The following is a 15110-nucleotide window of genomic DNA, read 5'->3' on the forward strand; positions in this document are numbered from 1 at the left end:
CCGAACACCCTTGCAACAGCGGGAAGCGACGGCAAAAACGTGCGTTCGACCATCTACTCCGAGAGCTTCGACAACGGATTGACCCTCCTCGCGGAGTCCATGCCTTGGCTGCAATCGGCGGCATTTTCGATTGCCATTCCAGCAGGCGTACAGCGAGAAGAAGAGTCAAATCGAGGCGTTGCCAATCTGCTGTGCGACTGGATGCAGCGCGGCTGCGGCCAATTTGATAGCCGGCAGTTCGTGGAAGCGCTTGATAACCTGGGTGTTGCCCGCGGCGGCGGCGTTTCCAGCAGTCATTTAAACTTCAGTGGGGCTCTTCTGGCTGGCAATTTGAGGCCGACGCTGGGTCTCTATGCCGACTTAATCTTGCGGCCTCATTTTCTGCCAGACGAATTTGAAGACGCCAAACAGGTGTGCTTTCAAGAGCTGCGAGCCTTGGAAGATGATCTGCATCAGCAAGCGATGCTCAGCTTGCGTCGCCAGATGTATGCCGACCCTTGGGGCTGGCACCCGACCGGAACGTTGGCCTCGGTCGAGTCGCTGACAGAAACAGGTGCGAAGTCCTACTTCGATACGTGGATCCGCCCTGACGAAACCATCATTTCTGTCGCCGGTAACTTCGATTGGAACCAGCTTCGCGACGAGATCGCCGCCCTGTTTGGCAACTGGAAGTCGAGCCCTGGCCAGAAGAACTTCCTGGGATCGAAACTGCCTGAATATGTCCATATTCCGTTTGAATCGAGTCAGACGCATGTCGGCCTCGGCTTCGAGGGGATTCCCGTTTCGAGCCCAGACTTTTACCAGGCACGTGCTGCGATTGGCATCATGAGCGACGGGATGAGCTCGCGGCTGTTCAGCGAAGTTCGCGAGAAGCGTGGGCTTTGCTATACGGTTTATGCCTCGTGCAATTCACTCAAAACGCAAGGTGCCGTTCTGGCGTACGCCGGGACCAGCACTGAACGAGCCCAAGAGACGCTTGACGTGATGATCGAGCAATTCAACGATCTGCCGAAGGGCGTTCGTCAGGACGAACTGACGCGACTGAAGGCACGATTCAAGAGCGGGATCATCATGCAGCAGGAATCGAGTTCCTCGCGGGCATCCTCGCTGGCGGCCGATTGGTACCATCTCGGACGAATCCGTAAGATGGACGAATTGGAAGCGATCGTCGACGGCATTACGGTCGATACGATCAATGCCTATGTCGCAGCAAATCCGCCGAAGAATTATCGGGTAACGACCATCGGTGCAAAGAGATTGGAGGTTCCGAGTGGAATTTCGTCAAGCGACGCTTGATAACGGCTTGGAGATTGTCGCCGAAGTCAATTCGAATGCCTATTCGCTGGCCACGGCGTTTTTCGTGAAGACCGGTTCGCGCGACGAATCGGACGAAGTCGCTGGCGTGAGCCACTTCCTCGAGCACATGGTGTTCAAAGGAACCGCGCGTCGATCGGCGGAAGATGTCAACCGCGAACTCGATGAGTTGGGCGCCCAATCGAACGCGTTCACTAGCGAAGAGCAAACGGTCTATTACGCCGTCGTCCTTCCGGAACTACAGAATCAGATCGTTGATTTGCTGGCCGACATCATGCGGCCGACGTTGCGGCAAGAGGATTTCGACACCGAAAAGAAGGTGATCCTCGAAGAGATCATGAAGTACGACGATCAGCCGCCGTATGGTGGTCATGAAAAAAGCATGGCTGCCTGGTTTGGCTCGCATCCGCTCGGCAACAGCGTGCTCGGCACGCAAGAGTCGGTCGGCGCGCTCAGCCAGCAGCAGATGATGTCGTACTTCGAACAGCGTTACAGCCCAACCAACATGACGCTGGTCGCTACCGGAAACGTCGACTTCGATGCCCTGATCGAACAAGCCAATCAGCTTTGCGGCGACTGGAAGAGGTACGATGTCAGCCGGAACACGACCCGACCTGTCGGTCAGTCGAACTTCCAGTTCGTGACCAAAGAGACTTCAATCCAGCAGTACATCATTCAATTGGCCGAATCGCCCGGTTCGGAAGATCCTAATCGCTACGCCGCTCGCCTGCTGGCGACGATCATGGGAGATGACGTGGGCAGCCGATTCTTCTGGGAATTGGTCGACCCAGGCCTGGCAGAATTTGCCGCGATGGAATCGTACGAGTTCCAGGGCTGTGGCGTGATGATGAACTACGTCTGCTGTGCTCCCCAGGATGCACAGCGAGTTCTCGACGTCGTGCAGCACGAAGTTGATAAACTGATGACCGGTGGCGTCACGCAGAAAGAACTCGATCAGGCCAAGAACAAGGTCTGTTCGCACGTGGTTCTCCGGAGCGAACGGCCATCGAGCCGGTTGTTTTCCGTTGGTTCCAGCTGGACCCAGCGGAAGAGCCTCAAAACGGTCAAAGAGACCGTCGAGGCTTACCAGAACGTGCAGCTGGACGATATCGGTCAGTTGCTCGAGATGTACGACCTGCGAAAGACATCGACCACCGCGGTCGGTCCACTTTCGTCGCTACAGCTTCCCTAGCCGCACCAGCCGATCGTACGGATCGGCTGAAATCGGTTCCTGAACCTGATTTGCGTGCTGGCATTGCCAGCAGTCGGTCGAAAAAGACCGTTAGTACGAAGCAAATCTCGGAACGGAGTACGGTATCGTGTCGCGTGCAATCAACTTGACAGTCGCCTTTCTGCTGGTGGGATCAATCCTGGCCCCTGCCCCAGCCCAGGCTGGTTGGAATGGCGTGATGCGATTCTTCGGTGAGTTTTGGAGCGACGGCTACCACTCGAAGGGTGATGCTTGGAATCGCCCGACCCACCACGAACAGCGACTCTCGACCTACCAGCCTTACTATCCGGTTCAGGTCGTGCCCAACGAAGTGATCGAGATCCCAACGCCAACCCCGGCACTGCCCAAACAGGCATTCTACGGCGTTGGCTCGCCGACCCTGGCTCGGCCAATCTCTGGTGAAGTTCCCCGGTAGTTGCGGCACTCCTGGTTGAGGACGTTGCGCGAATTCGCTAGAATCCGCCTTCTCACTACTGTCCCTGGAGTTTGAAGCAATGCAACGTACGCTGGTTCTGTTGAAGCCTGACTGTGTCGAACGACGTCTGATTGGTCGCATCATCGGCCGTTTCGAGGACAAGGGCCTCAACATTGTGGCGATGAAGCTGATCCGCATTACCCCGGATCTCGCCAAGCAGCACTACGCCGAACACGTCAGCAAGCCATTCTATCCTGGCCTGGAAGCCTTCATCACCGCCGCCCCCGTGGTTGCCATGGTGCTGGAAGGTCTGGAAGCCATTCAGGTTGTTCGCGACATGCTGGGTGCCACCAGTGGTTTGAAGGCTGCCGCCGGTACGATCCGTGGCGACTTCAGCAGCAGCCGCCAAATGAACCTGGTCCACGCTTCGGACGGCCCCGACGCCGCGTCGCGTGAAATCGATCTCTACTTCCAAGCGGAAGAAGTTCTGGACTACGCTCCCGTGCTGACCCCTTGGATGCGAGCCGACGACGAGTAGTCGCGAACGCCAGCAGATCCGCTTTCAGGGCTGCTCGAAGCCAATATCAAAGGAACCGCTCAACCAGCGGTTCCTTTTTCATGCGCCGATACAATCGTTATAGATGGCGAAATCGGTGCGGTATTGGAGCAATATTGACTTCGCCGGAATGCTCTTGCCAGCGACGCCTGCCGTCTCGTTGAACGTTTTCTAAAGAGGCAGCCGAAATTGAATTTCGGTAGAAGCCCTGGTCCAGGGCAAAGGCTGCCGTAAAGGGTTCAGAAGATGAGAGACAACCGACACCTAGCCCCCACCGAATCGAAGCGATACTACGCACCTGTATTGTCGATGCTGCTTTTCATCCCGATGCTGCTGCTGACCATGGTCGTGAATCCATTCGCGTCGAGCAACAAAGCGTACGAAGGCATCTTCTTCGTTGCTGTCCTTGCCGTCTACTTCTTGACCTTTGGCGTGGCTTATTTGCTCGAAGTCTGGGTCGGCAATCGTACCAACGTCTAAAGACTAGACGCCAGGCTAAGTCAGAATCGATTTCACGACATGACCATGAACATCGGTCAGCCGGAAGGCGCGGCCTTGGTGCCGGAACGTGAGCCTCTCGTGATCGATTCCCATTACATGCATGATCGTCGCTTGAAGGTCGTGGATGTGAACCGGATTCTCGGTGATGTTGAAACCATACTCGTCGGTAGCGCCTAGCGTCATACCTCCCTTGATCCCGCCGCCAGCCATCCAAACCGTGAAACAGCGTCCATGGTGGTCGCGGCCGAAGTTGTTCGCTCCGAGCTTGCCTTGGCAATAGTTTGTGCGGCCGAACTCGCCCCCCCAGATCACGAGCGTCTCATCGAGCATGCCCCGCTGTTTCAAGTCTTGAATGAGCGCCGCGGCAGGCTGGTCGGTCTCTTTACACTGTTTGCGAATCGCCCCTGGTAAGCCGCCATGGTGATCCCACTCTTGGTGATACAGCTGGATGAACCGCACGTTCTGCTCGGCCAGGCGTCGAGCCAGAAGGCAGTTCGCCGCGAAGGTGCCCGGGTTATTCGCATCGGGACCGTACATGTCTAAAACATGCTGCGGTTCCGACGCCAGGTTGGTGACCTCTGGAATCGAGGCCTGCATCCGGAAGGCCAGTTCGTACTGACGGATTCGTGTGTCCACGATCGAATCGGAAGGCTGCAGCCGATGCAACTGGTCGAGACTCGCCAGTGCCTTCTCACGACTCGTTCGGTCGATTCCGTTGGGGCTGTTCAAATAGAGAACCGGATCGCCGCCGCTCCGAAACTGAACTCCCTGATGGTGAGACGGCAGGAAGCCATTGCCCCAGAGCCGCGCTGCGAGTGGCTGTCCCCCCTTCTCTTTCGTCACCAGCACGACGAAGCCTGGCAGGTTTTCGTTCTCGCTCCCCAGTCCGTAGCTGAGCCACGAGCCAATACAGGGCCGGCCAGGGATCTGCGAGCCGGTTTGAATGTAAGTAACGCCGGGTCCGTGATTGATCGCTTCGGTATGGACCGAGCGAATAATACTAATGTCGTCGACCACCTTCGCCGTATGCGGCATCAATTCACTGATACTCGCGCCTGATTGGCCATGCTGAGCGAACTTGAACGGTGACCCAGCCAACGGAATGCTCGACTGGTTGCCGCTCATCCCGGTCAAGCGTTGTTCGCCGCGAATCGAATCAGGCAACTGCTCGCCATGCTTCTGGTTCAGCAGCGGCTTGTGATCGAACAGATCGAGCTGCGATGGCCCACCGGCTTGAAACAGAAAGATGACCCGTTTCGCCTTGGGCGTGTGGTGGAGCTGCGACAGAATACCTTCCGAGGCAGCCGCGTCCTGAGACATCATTTGGCCCAGAGCGAGGCCACCGAAGCCCCACGCACTCGATTGCAGCAGTTGTCGACGTGTAATCATTGCGATTCGAGATCCTTCCTAGCGCCGCGTCACGCAGCCATCGAAGTTCATCACCATGTTAGCCACCACCGTGAGGGCCGCTAACGTCGTTGGATCGAGCTTCTCAGGAACCTTGGCTTCTCCCGCCCCCAATAGCTGACCGATCTGATCGGGATGGGCGGCGAAGTGTTCTTGTTGTTCTTGGAACAATTGCGTCAAGATCGCCATCTCTTCGGTAGTCGCGTTCCGGCTGGTCAACAGACGAAAGACCTTTTGAATCTGAACTTCGCTCGCTTCCGATTCACTCGTTTGCAGTACCGAAGCCGCCAACATCTTGGCTGCCTCGACATATTGCGGTCCATTGAGCAGTACCAAGGCTTGCAGCGGCGACGAAGTTCGCTCTCGCTTCAATTGACAGACGTCTCGTTTGGAGGCGTCGAAGGTCATCATCGCTGGCGCCGGGCTGGTCCGCTGCCAGAAAGTATAAAGCGAACGACGATAGAGCCCGTTGCCATGATCGTGCCCGACCGGCTTGAACGAGCTTGATACTTCGTACGGTTTGGCAGGGGCTCCCCCAATCTGTTCGACTAGCAGTCCACTCGTCGCTAGCGCGTTGTCCCGAACCATTTCAGCCGACATGCGGAACTTGCTTCCTCGAGCCAGCAAGCGATTTTCGGGATCTCGCTGGAGCTTCTCAGCCGAAGCCGTCGACGCCTGTTGATAGGTTGCACTCGTCACTATCTGCCGCAGCAGTCTTTTGACATCCCAGCCATGCTCGATGAAATCAGCCGCCAGCCAATCGAGCAGTTGTGGATGTGTCGGCGGGCTACCTTGGCTGCCGAAGTCTTCCGGCGTACGCACCAGACCATCCCCCATCAGCAGTTGCCAGTAGCGATTCACCGCGACTCGCGCCGTGAGGGGGTTCTCTCGATCCACAATCCATTGAGCCAGGCCCAAGCGGTTCGTTGGCCATTGCTCGTCGAAGGGTGGCAACGCGTCTGGCGTCATCGGACTCACCGGATCGGCCGGGGCATCGTACGATCCGCGAGCCAATAAGAATGTCGGCCGAGGCTCGTCGAGCTCGCGCATGACCATGATTTCTTTGGCTTGATCGTATGCTTTGTTCCGGGCCTGACGAGCATCGGACAGTTGCTGCTGCAGGCCGAGCGAGTCGTCGTCTAGCTTCCAGGCAACATACTCCGAAACGGCTTCCGGACTGGGGCGATCGCCGTGAAGCACGGCCACTTCCGCGGGAGTTAAGCATTGGTCAAACAGGGCAAACTCATCGACCTCTCCCTGTTTGAAGCCTCGGTCGCGGAACCGTTCGCCGATCGCGATGTGATCGTGTCCGCCGCCGGTGATCTGCTTGGTCAATTGATCGCGGACGACATCGACTTCAACGGGAACACCTTCGACGTAAATCTTCAAGCCGCTCGCCTTGCTCGAGCCATCGTACGTGACGACCACTTGTTGCCAGGTATTCAGCGGAAACTCTTGCTTGGCCTGGATACTGATGGCGTTGCCAGGCCAGAAGTGAATGAGCGACCATTTCAGCTTGCCATCTTCCAGCAGCAGTTCGTACCCGCGACTGGCGGCATCGGTCCATGCCCGCGAACGATGAAAGATCACGGACCGGTCTTTCCGATCCGGCGTCTTCATCCAGAGTGAAACCGAGAACGGCTGGTGGCGTTGAAAATTGCCCTGCGACAGATTCACCGCGTCGTCACCGGTCAGACGAATCCCTTGGCCTTGCTTGCCGATGATGGCCGAATTGTTTCCCACGTTCCCTTCGTCGAACGTCAGCGTTTCAATGGCGTGCGGCCTCGCAACATCGAAGTTCGTCCGCATTGGCGCGGCCTGCAGATGATCGGTAAGCGTCACTTCGAGATCCCGCACCTGCTGATCGAGGTGTTCGAGATTCGCCGTCTGCTTCTCATCGGTTAGCAGCATCGTCGGCGTTGGAATCGCAGGCGTGAAGTACGAATAGAGCCCTGCTTCGTCGATGCTGTTGAAGAACGCGAACATCTGATAGTACTCGCGCTGGCTGAGCGGATCGTACTTATGGTCGTGACAACGGCAGCATTCCATGGTCAGCCCAAGGAAGGCGGTCGCGACGGTCTGACTGCGATCCGCGACGTATTCAACGCGGAACTCTTCCGGGATACTTCCCCCTTCCACTTTCTGCGGGTGAAGCCGACAGAAGGTCGTCGCGAGTATCGTATCTTTCGTCGCGTCCGGAAGGAGGTCGCCAGCGATTTGCTGGGTGATGAATTGATCGTAAGGCATGTTCGCGTTCAAAGATCGAATCACCCAGTCGCGCCACGGCCAAACGAAGCGTTCGCGATCAACCTGGTAGCCGTACGTATCGCTATAGCGAGCCGCGTCGAGCCACTCGGCGGCGAGCCGTTCTCCATAGCGCGGCGAGGCGAGGAGTCGATCGACCGTTAAGTTGTAGTTCGCTTCGCTGGGATCAGCCTCGAACTGATCGAGTTCTTCCAGCGTAGGTGGCAAGCCATTCAGATCGAACGTCAAACGTCGCAGTTTTCGCCAAGGTTCAGCCGGGGAATTCGGCTCCCAGCCTTCTTTCTTCAGCCGAGCGAAGACGAATTTGTCGATCTCGTTGCGGGACCAGTTGTCGTCGGCAATTTCGGGAACGGCAGGCTTCTCGATGCGTTTAAAGGCCCAGTGCTGATCGTACTTGGCTCCCTGAGCGATCCAGCGGCGCAGGAGTTCAATCTCGTCGGCCGACAGCTTCAAGTTGGAATCGACGGGCGGCATCCGCTCCGAAGCATCTTCGGCCGTCATACGAAGGAAAGCTTCGCTGTTCTCAGGCTCGCCAGGAACGATCGCATAGTCGTGGGCGGCGTCTTCCACATCCAACCTCAGGTCCGCAGCGCGGCCTTCGGCATCGGGGCCATGACAGTGGAAGCAGCGGTCCGACAACAGAGGACGAATCTGAGTCGCAAAGTCGACTTCTTCTTCCGCACACGCAACGGTTGGCAGCATCGCTGATAGTCCGACCAGTGCGATCAGCATCCAGGCTCGAGGAAGGAAAGAGAACATGGTTGGCCGAAGGTTGAGTTCGAGATAGTGGCGCCAATTCAGCAATTGGCAGATCGGGCAGGAATATCCAGCCTAGCAATCTCGAAGCTTCACTTCAAGCAAGAATCGGGCGCAGCAGGAAGAGCTACCGCGCTTCGTCGATAGAAATTAGAACTGTTTGGCCGCCAGAATGACCACACCGAACAGGCCAGCGCCACCCACCAGCAATAGGCCGAGTGTGCCAAAGAAGATACCGATGGCGTTGTCAGGTCGCTGCTTGTCAGCTACCCACCATGCCCCGGGAAATCCGCCGGCAAAGGCGATCATCGAAAGTAGAAGGAGCAACAAATCTTGCATGACGAGGTTTCCTGGATTCCCGATTGAGGAGTTTAGGATAATTGGGAAGGTAGTGCAGTGCAATCGTTGTGCACGTAACTGTTTGGCAGAAAGTAGTTGCCCGAGGAGCAAATTGGGCGTAGAACATGCAATATCGTCACTTCCCGCCCAAAAAGGGCCGCGTCCTGGCTACTCTGCCGACGGTTCTCTTCCCCCTCTCATGAAGTCTACGTCATGCCTAACCGCCGCGAAGCGATCTTGGCCGGAACCTCTCTTGCCCTGACCGCAGCAACCGGAATGTTCTCGGCCCCCGCCGTTAGAGCCTCGGATAAATCAGGCTCGAAGATGGTCATCGGACCCGATGGATACGAGTTCGAAATTCAACACAACTGGCCACAGCTACCCGATAAGTACCATTGGCAAACCACCCATAATGTGGCGGTCGATAGCCAGCAGAACCTTTACGTGATCCACGAAGGTCGCGAGAACCTGAAAGATCATCCTTCGATCTTCGTCTTCGACAACCAGGGAAAGTTCATTCGGGCATTCGGCGAACAATTCCAAGGGGGCGGCCACGGCATTGAAGTTCGCAAAGAGGGGAACGAAGAGTTCCTCTACGTGTGTGCTTATCAGCAAGTGAAGTCGTTTGCCAAGCTGTCCCTCACCGGCGAAACGGTCTGGCAGAAGTACGCCCCAATGGAATCGGGCATCTATGCCGAAGGGGAAGCGAAAGATCCGAAGAAGGTCTGGGGACGCGACCGATTCATGCCGACGAACTTCGCCTTTCTCGACAATGGCGACTTCTACCTGGCCGACGGGTACGGCTCGTTCTTTGTCCATCACTACGACAAAGATGGCAACTGGAAGTCAAAGTTCGGCGGCCCTGGCGACGGCGAAGGAACGTTCGCTACTCCGCATGGCATCTGGATCGACAAACGCGATGCGCAGAATCCAAAGACGGTTGTCTGCGATCGCGCTCACCACACCCTTCAGGTGTTTGCGGCTGATGGTACCTACGAAAAGACCGTCAGCGGTTTCGGACTGCCTGCCAACCTTGATACCTGGAACGACTGGATGATCGTGCCGGAACTTCATGCGCGACTTTCGATCATCGACAAAGACTACAACGTTCTCGCACAGCTGGGTGCCGACGTCGATCGCATCAAGGCAGATGGCAAGATTCGCAACCAGCCGGATAACTGGCTGGAAGGCAAGTTCGTTCACCCGCACGATGCCTGCTTCGGTCCTGAAGGCGATATCTTCGTCGCGGAATGGGTCGCCACGGGTCGCGTCAGCAAGTTGAAGCGTTTGACCTAGGCTCGTCAAACATACCTGCGACCATCGATCATTGAACAACCAGCCCGGTTACCGACTTGCGGTCGAGACCGGGCTTTTTCGTGCCAGGCGAATTGGTTGCTGCTGTTGCACGATGGCAAGCTGCTGCTGGAGCCTTTCCCGCGTGGCGGAATCGTTGTTCGAGGCCTCCAGGATTAGCGACTGCAGGATTGAATTGGCCTCGTCAAAGCGTCCCAGCTGACTCAACGCCATCGCTTCGACTTCGCGAAGTTCCTGTTGATGCTGCGGGAACTGCTTCTGAAGATTCAAGCTTGATGTCAGGGCGACTTCTGGCTGGCGAAGTTCATCGCTTGGTGCAGCGGCCTGAATTCGGATGAGTTGGTACGCCGCCGCTACATCGTCACGGTTCTTACGAACGCTCGATTCCAAATAAGGAACCGCTTCGTCGTACCGCCCTACCCCAGCCAGCAACATTCCATAATCACGGGCGACCTGGAACATCGACTTGTCGGCATCGACCGCGTGCTTCCATCGCTGCAGCGCCAGGTCGACATTGCCCGATTTACGGTGGGCATCACCGGCCAAGGCATACCAGTGCGGAACGTCGGGGCGAAACGCGATCGCCAAATCAAATTGAACGGCAGCGTCCTTTGGCCTTCCCACCATGTCGAGCAGGGCTCCAAAGCTGGTATGCAGTTCGGCTTGCTGACGATCGCGGACTTGTTGGCGATAGGGACTGAGCTTTTTTGACTGGGTGTTCGCGGAGTCAACTGCGACTTGAAACTGCCGCAAGGCCAGGTCCGCAGCTCCTTCGTAGACATATAACTCCGCCAGGTCAGCCTCAAGCGGGAAGGTTTCATAGCCATGCTGCTGGCACCAACCGATCGACTGCTTCAAAAGAACTTCCGCCTCGGCTGAACGTCCTTCGGCGCGAAGGTGGTTCACCAGATTGTGGTTCGCTCGCAGATTCATCGGCCGCGATTCGACGACAGAAGTCCACAAGGCGATCTCATCTCGGTAGTCGAGATTCCGCTGGAGGGTTCGCAGACCGAGCCCCAGGGAAAGACCGACCGTCAGTAGAAGCACCAAGCTATGCCGGCGCGCGATGGACTCGGAAGCTTTCCACCAAGCGATGGCGTAGCACATTCCAACCGCAGCCAGCGTGCTCAGGCAAGCCAGTGGGAGGTACATTCGATGCTCGAAGGCAACATCGATGATCGGAACCACGCTCGACGTCGGAGCCAGAATCAAGAAGAACAAGAATGCGACAAGTCCCAGCGGGTTACCACGCCACAAATACCACAGCGAACCGCCAAGCAGTGTCACCACTGCCAATGCCGACGGAAGGTATTCCCAAACGTTACTCGCCACCGGCCAGTCGTAGTCGAAGGTCAAATAGTCAGGACAGACCGCTAACCGCACATAATGCAAGATGACGCCTGACTGCGTCCACAAATAGAGCCACGGCGACGCGGTCTCGTACGTTCCCAAGACGCCTGCCTGGCTGGAACTATCCTTCAGCAGAATCGGAATCACCTTCACCAACAGCAGCACGGCCGGGCTCATCATCACCGCATAGACCCAACCGCGGCTTCGGTAGAGACTGCGCCAATTGTCGGACAGAATGATTCGGTCGAATAGAACTGCGGCAATCGGAGCGGTCACCATCACTTCTTTCGCCCCCATTCCCAGCCAGCACGAAAAGATGCCTGCCAAATACCAGGGCCAGCTCCGATCGGCCATGCGAGCACGAACGAGGCAGTAAAGCACCAGCAAGTAGAACATCGCCATCAACGATTCATGCCGCTGAATGATGTACGTCACGGCCATCGTCCCTAGGGGATGCAGTCCCCAAAGAATCGCTGCAATGAAGCCCACCAGGTTTGGCTCTAAACCGGTCGGCTTCTGTTTGTTCAGTAGCACAACGCTTCCGCGGACCAGTCCGAACAGCACAACGACCGAGACCAGGTGAATGGCCAAGTTCACGATATGGAACGACCATGGATGCTTGCCGAATGTCGCGACGTTGAGCGCCAACGTCAGTCGAGTAATTGGCCGGGTCGAAATCGCTGTCATCGAACGCAGCGCCGCGGACACATCGCCAAGCGATTGGTTTTCAACGATGTGGGGGTGATCGTCGAAGACGAACCCACCTGAGAACGAGGTCAGGTAGGCAACAACAACCGCGCCGATCAAGATCGATCGTAAGAGCGCGGGGCGCTGCAGAAGCGTTTCCACCCAGTCTGATTCGCTCGTGGAGCGTGACGTCTGGGGTGACTGCGGAAGACCCTGTTTTTTCTTCGCCACAAACTAGCTTTCCGGAGTCACATTTCCCGACGAGGCCGCGCCAGGGCGTTTCGCTTCCTGAATCGTCAGGTAGCGAGCCAAATCAGTGAGTTGCCGCTGCAGTCGAAGGTATCGCGAATAGAAGTAAAACGTCGTTGCGATGAAGGCGAGCGTGACCAGGTAGATCAATGCATCGGCACCACGACCGACGCCGATCGAGTTCGCGAATCGCGTGACCATCTCTGGGAAGCTGATGCCCACGGCCGCCGCGGACCAGATCGCCAGCCGCGTCAACGTTACCCAGGTCAAACGTCGCTGACGCCATGCCTGGACGACTTCCAGTAATAGGATGGCCGCAATGACCAGCAACGCGCCCCATTGAAACAAGATCATCGAACCATCCTCCCCAGCAGAAATTGCGCGGCGACCTTCACTGCTGCCGAGTTACTCTGTCCCTTTTCCAGAACGGCGTCGTTGTAATGAATCGTCACCGGGACTTCTTCAAATCGAAGGCCGTGGTATTGGATCTGATCCAAAATCTCGGAAGCGTGGGCCATCCGGTTCTGGGTGATGCGAATCTGGGTGGCTGCCTGTCGAGACAGCGCTCGCAGACCATTATGCGTGTCGGTCACTTTGATTTGCGAACAAACGCGGGTGAATAGCACCCCCATTTTCAAAATCGCCCAACGACTGGCTGGCATGTTGACGGCTGCCTTGCCAAGAAAGCGTGACCCAAGGGCAATATCGGCCCGACCTGCCAGGATCGGTTCCATCAGCCGGTCGAGGTCATGGACATCGTGCTGACCGTCGGCGTCGAAGGTAATGATGATCTCGGCACCCTGCTGAATCGCCAGATCGATTCCGGTCTGCAGGGCCGCACCTTGTCCGAGATTGATTGGGTGACGTAGTGCCCACACCGGAAGCGATTCGAGCCGTTGGAACGTTCGATCGCTCGATCCGTCGTCGACCACCACGATATTTTGGAAGTGACAGCTGAGCCCTTGAATGGTCCGGCCGATCCGTTCCGCCTCGTTATAGGCAGGCACAACCACCCAGACATTCGGTTGGTGGTTGGACGGTTTTTGATCGGCCGCTGGCTGCATGAGGGTTTCTCAGGAATCGGTGCTGACGAGGGGATCGGCGTCGATGACTGGCGACAAGAACTACCCTGCTCGCAGCGAGGCATCATGGTGAGATTCCTTATTTTCCCTCCCTCCTTTCGAGTCACGATGAAGGCACTGTGAAGAACGCGTGAAACCGGTTCAGGTAGATGTAAAGAAAAAGGACCGCTTAACAGAGCGGCCCTTCATCGTTGCTGCATATTTGACGGTCAGCGTCGGTTATTTTGCCTGCTCGATGCAGTACAAATGTTTATCGCCGCGGATGAAGATTTGCGACCCGATCAACGCTGGTGACGCGTCGATCCCTTCATCCAACTGGTTGGTGGCCAGCACTTTGAACTCTGGTCCGCCGTCTAGGACAACGGTCGTTCCGTCGCGATCGCAAACGTAGACCTTTCCGTCGGCACCTACCAGCGACGAGTAAAGCGTCGAGGCTTCCGGCAAACGTTCTGGACCGTAAATCGTTTCCCCTGTCTTGGCGTCGAGGCAATAGATCACGCCGTCGCGCGACTTGGTCACGTAAAGACGATCGTTTAGCAGTGTGGCGGAAGCAATGTAGGGACCAACGTCCGATCGGCTCCAGGCAATCGCATCGTCACTCTTGCTAACGTCCCCCTTCGCATCGAGGTTGATCGAATAGACCGCGTACCCTCGATAGCCGGTCATACAGATTGCCTTGTCATCGTAAATGATCGGGGTGGCAATCGGATTGGCGGCCTGACCGCTGCATTCCCAGATGAGGTTGCCGGTTTTCACGTCGTAGCTGCGAACCATCGGCGAGCCGTTCAAGATGACCTGGGTGGTTCCCTGGAATTCGGTCACGATTGGCGTCGACCAGGTCGTGGGTTCGTCGCGTGGCACCTTCCACAGTTCATCGCCGGTGTTGGCATCCAAGGCCATCACGTACGAGTCCCCTTCGTGATCCCAGGGAACGATCAGGGTGTCTTCGTACAGCGCTGGCGTACTTCCTTCACCAAACGCATTGCGAGTCTGCTGCTTGCCGAGGTCTTTCTTCCACTTCAGGTTGCCGTCCAGGTCGTAGCAATACACTCCACGCGAACCGAAGAACGCGATCAACAGCTTGCCATCGGTCACCGCCGATCCGGAAGCGAACGTGTTGGTGTTGTGACCCGACTCGTGAGGCACCGCTTGAATGGCGACCTGCGACCAAAGCTGCTCGCCGGTCTTCTTGTCGAAACAGATCACGGTGAAATCCACCGGAGTCGTTGGGGCTTCACCGCGACCGAACCCGCCGCGTCCGCCGCCGGGGCCACCACGGCCAGGACCGCCTTGGCCCGGGCCACGAGGACCACGTGGACGAGCTTCCCCTTCAGGACGCTGCGGGCCGCCTGGTGCTCCGGGGCGATCGCCAGGACCGAGCCGAGGTGGTGCTCCCGGAGGATTCAACGGTTGAAGTGGGTCCCGATCGCCTGCCGGTGGCCCCATTGGACCTTCTTCCATCGGCTTGGCATCTTCTGCACCTTCTGCAGCGACAGCCGTCAGCAGGAAAAGCTTGTCACCCCAGATCACGGGCGAGGCACTACCTTTACCAGGAACTTCCACCTTCCAGACGATGTTCTTTTCTTCGCTCCATTCGACCGGTGGTTTGGCCACCATGGAGCTCCCGTCATAGTTTGGACCTCG

Annotated in this window: 13 protein-coding genes; 6 read left to right on the top strand and 7 right to left on the bottom strand. The window is 57.1% G+C overall.

Annotated features, from left to right (window positions below):
* Positions 1-99: 99 nt before the first annotated feature.
* The 5 genes from ABD890_RS02025 to ABD890_RS02045 all read left to right on the top strand — a co-directional run bounded on the left by ABD890_RS02025 (position 100) and on the right by ABD890_RS02045 (position 3996).
* Positions 100-1296, top strand: a complete 1197-nt coding sequence (locus tag ABD890_RS02025) for a M16 family metallopeptidase (RefSeq protein ID WP_345085201.1) — start codon at positions 100-102, stop codon at positions 1294-1296.
* The gene (locus ABD890_RS02030) at positions 1271-2506 is read left to right on the top strand and encodes a M16 family metallopeptidase (protein ID WP_345085203.1); all 1236 of its coding nucleotides are present in this window, start codon (positions 1271-1273) and stop codon (positions 2504-2506) included. The genes ABD890_RS02025 and ABD890_RS02030 overlap by 26 nt, the downstream gene beginning before the upstream one ends.
* 127 nt (positions 2507-2633) lie before the next feature.
* The gene (locus ABD890_RS02035; RefSeq protein WP_345085206.1) at positions 2634-2960 is read left to right on the top strand and encodes a hypothetical protein; all 327 of its coding nucleotides are present in this window, start codon (positions 2634-2636) and stop codon (positions 2958-2960) included.
* A 79-nt stretch (positions 2961-3039) separates the two neighbouring features.
* On the top strand, positions 3040-3498 hold the full coding sequence (ndk, locus tag ABD890_RS02040; protein ID WP_345085209.1) for a nucleoside-diphosphate kinase: 459 nt from the start codon (positions 3040-3042) through the stop codon (positions 3496-3498).
* Between the two features lie 264 nt (positions 3499-3762).
* Complete coding sequence (locus ABD890_RS02045) at positions 3763-3996, top strand: hypothetical protein (protein ID WP_345085212.1); 234 nt, start codon at positions 3763-3765, stop codon at positions 3994-3996.
* Positions 3997-4011: 15 nt separating this feature from the next.
* Here ABD890_RS02045 and ABD890_RS02050 read toward each other — a convergent pair whose 3' ends face one another.
* From ABD890_RS02050 to ABD890_RS02060, 3 genes are all read right to left on the bottom strand, one after another.
* Positions 4012-5406 (bottom strand): DUF1501 domain-containing protein, encoded by a 1395-nt coding sequence (locus tag ABD890_RS02050; RefSeq protein ID WP_345085215.1) that lies wholly within the window; start codon positions 5404-5406, stop codon positions 4012-4014.
* A gap of 18 nt (positions 5407-5424) precedes the next feature.
* The gene (locus ABD890_RS02055; RefSeq protein ID WP_345085218.1) at positions 5425-8421 is read right to left on the bottom strand and encodes a DUF1553 domain-containing protein; all 2997 of its coding nucleotides are present in this window, start codon (positions 8419-8421) and stop codon (positions 5425-5427) included.
* A gap of 174 nt (positions 8422-8595) precedes the next feature.
* Positions 8596-8784 carry a hypothetical protein gene (locus tag ABD890_RS02060; RefSeq protein ID WP_345085221.1) on the bottom strand — a complete coding sequence of 63 codons (189 nt, stop codon included), beginning with the start codon at positions 8782-8784 and terminating at the stop codon, positions 8596-8598.
* 213 nt (positions 8785-8997) lie between these two features.
* Here ABD890_RS02060 and ABD890_RS02065 point away from each other — a divergent pair, with 213 nt between their 5' ends.
* Complete coding sequence (locus ABD890_RS02065; protein WP_345085224.1) at positions 8998-10080, top strand: NHL repeat-containing protein; 1083 nt, start codon at positions 8998-9000, stop codon at positions 10078-10080.
* A gap of 48 nt (positions 10081-10128) precedes the next feature.
* Here the strand turns inward: ABD890_RS02065 and ABD890_RS02070 are convergent, their stop codons facing one another.
* The 4 genes from ABD890_RS02070 to ABD890_RS02085 form a co-directional block, all read right to left on the bottom strand.
* A complete protein-coding gene (locus ABD890_RS02070) occupies positions 10129-12297 on the bottom strand; it encodes a glycosyltransferase family 39 protein (RefSeq protein WP_345085227.1) in 2169 nt (722 codons plus the stop codon).
* A 72-nt stretch (positions 12298-12369) separates the two neighbouring features.
* A complete protein-coding gene (locus tag ABD890_RS02075) occupies positions 12370-12738 on the bottom strand; it encodes a DUF2304 domain-containing protein (RefSeq protein WP_345085230.1) in 369 nt (122 codons plus the stop codon).
* Positions 12735-13448, bottom strand: a complete 714-nt coding sequence (locus ABD890_RS02080; RefSeq protein ID WP_345085233.1) for a glycosyltransferase family 2 protein — start codon at positions 13446-13448, stop codon at positions 12735-12737. Before ABD890_RS02080 ends, ABD890_RS02075 begins: the two co-directional genes overlap by 4 nt.
* Before the next feature lie 237 nt (positions 13449-13685).
* A complete protein-coding gene (locus tag ABD890_RS02085; RefSeq protein WP_345085236.1) occupies positions 13686-15083 on the bottom strand; it encodes an outer membrane protein assembly factor BamB family protein in 1398 nt (465 codons plus the stop codon).
* Positions 15084-15110 lie beyond the last annotated feature (27 nt).

Source organism: Bremerella cremea, assembly GCF_039541315.1.
Taxonomy (GTDB): domain Bacteria; phylum Planctomycetota; class Planctomycetia; order Pirellulales; family Pirellulaceae; genus Bremerella; species Bremerella cremea.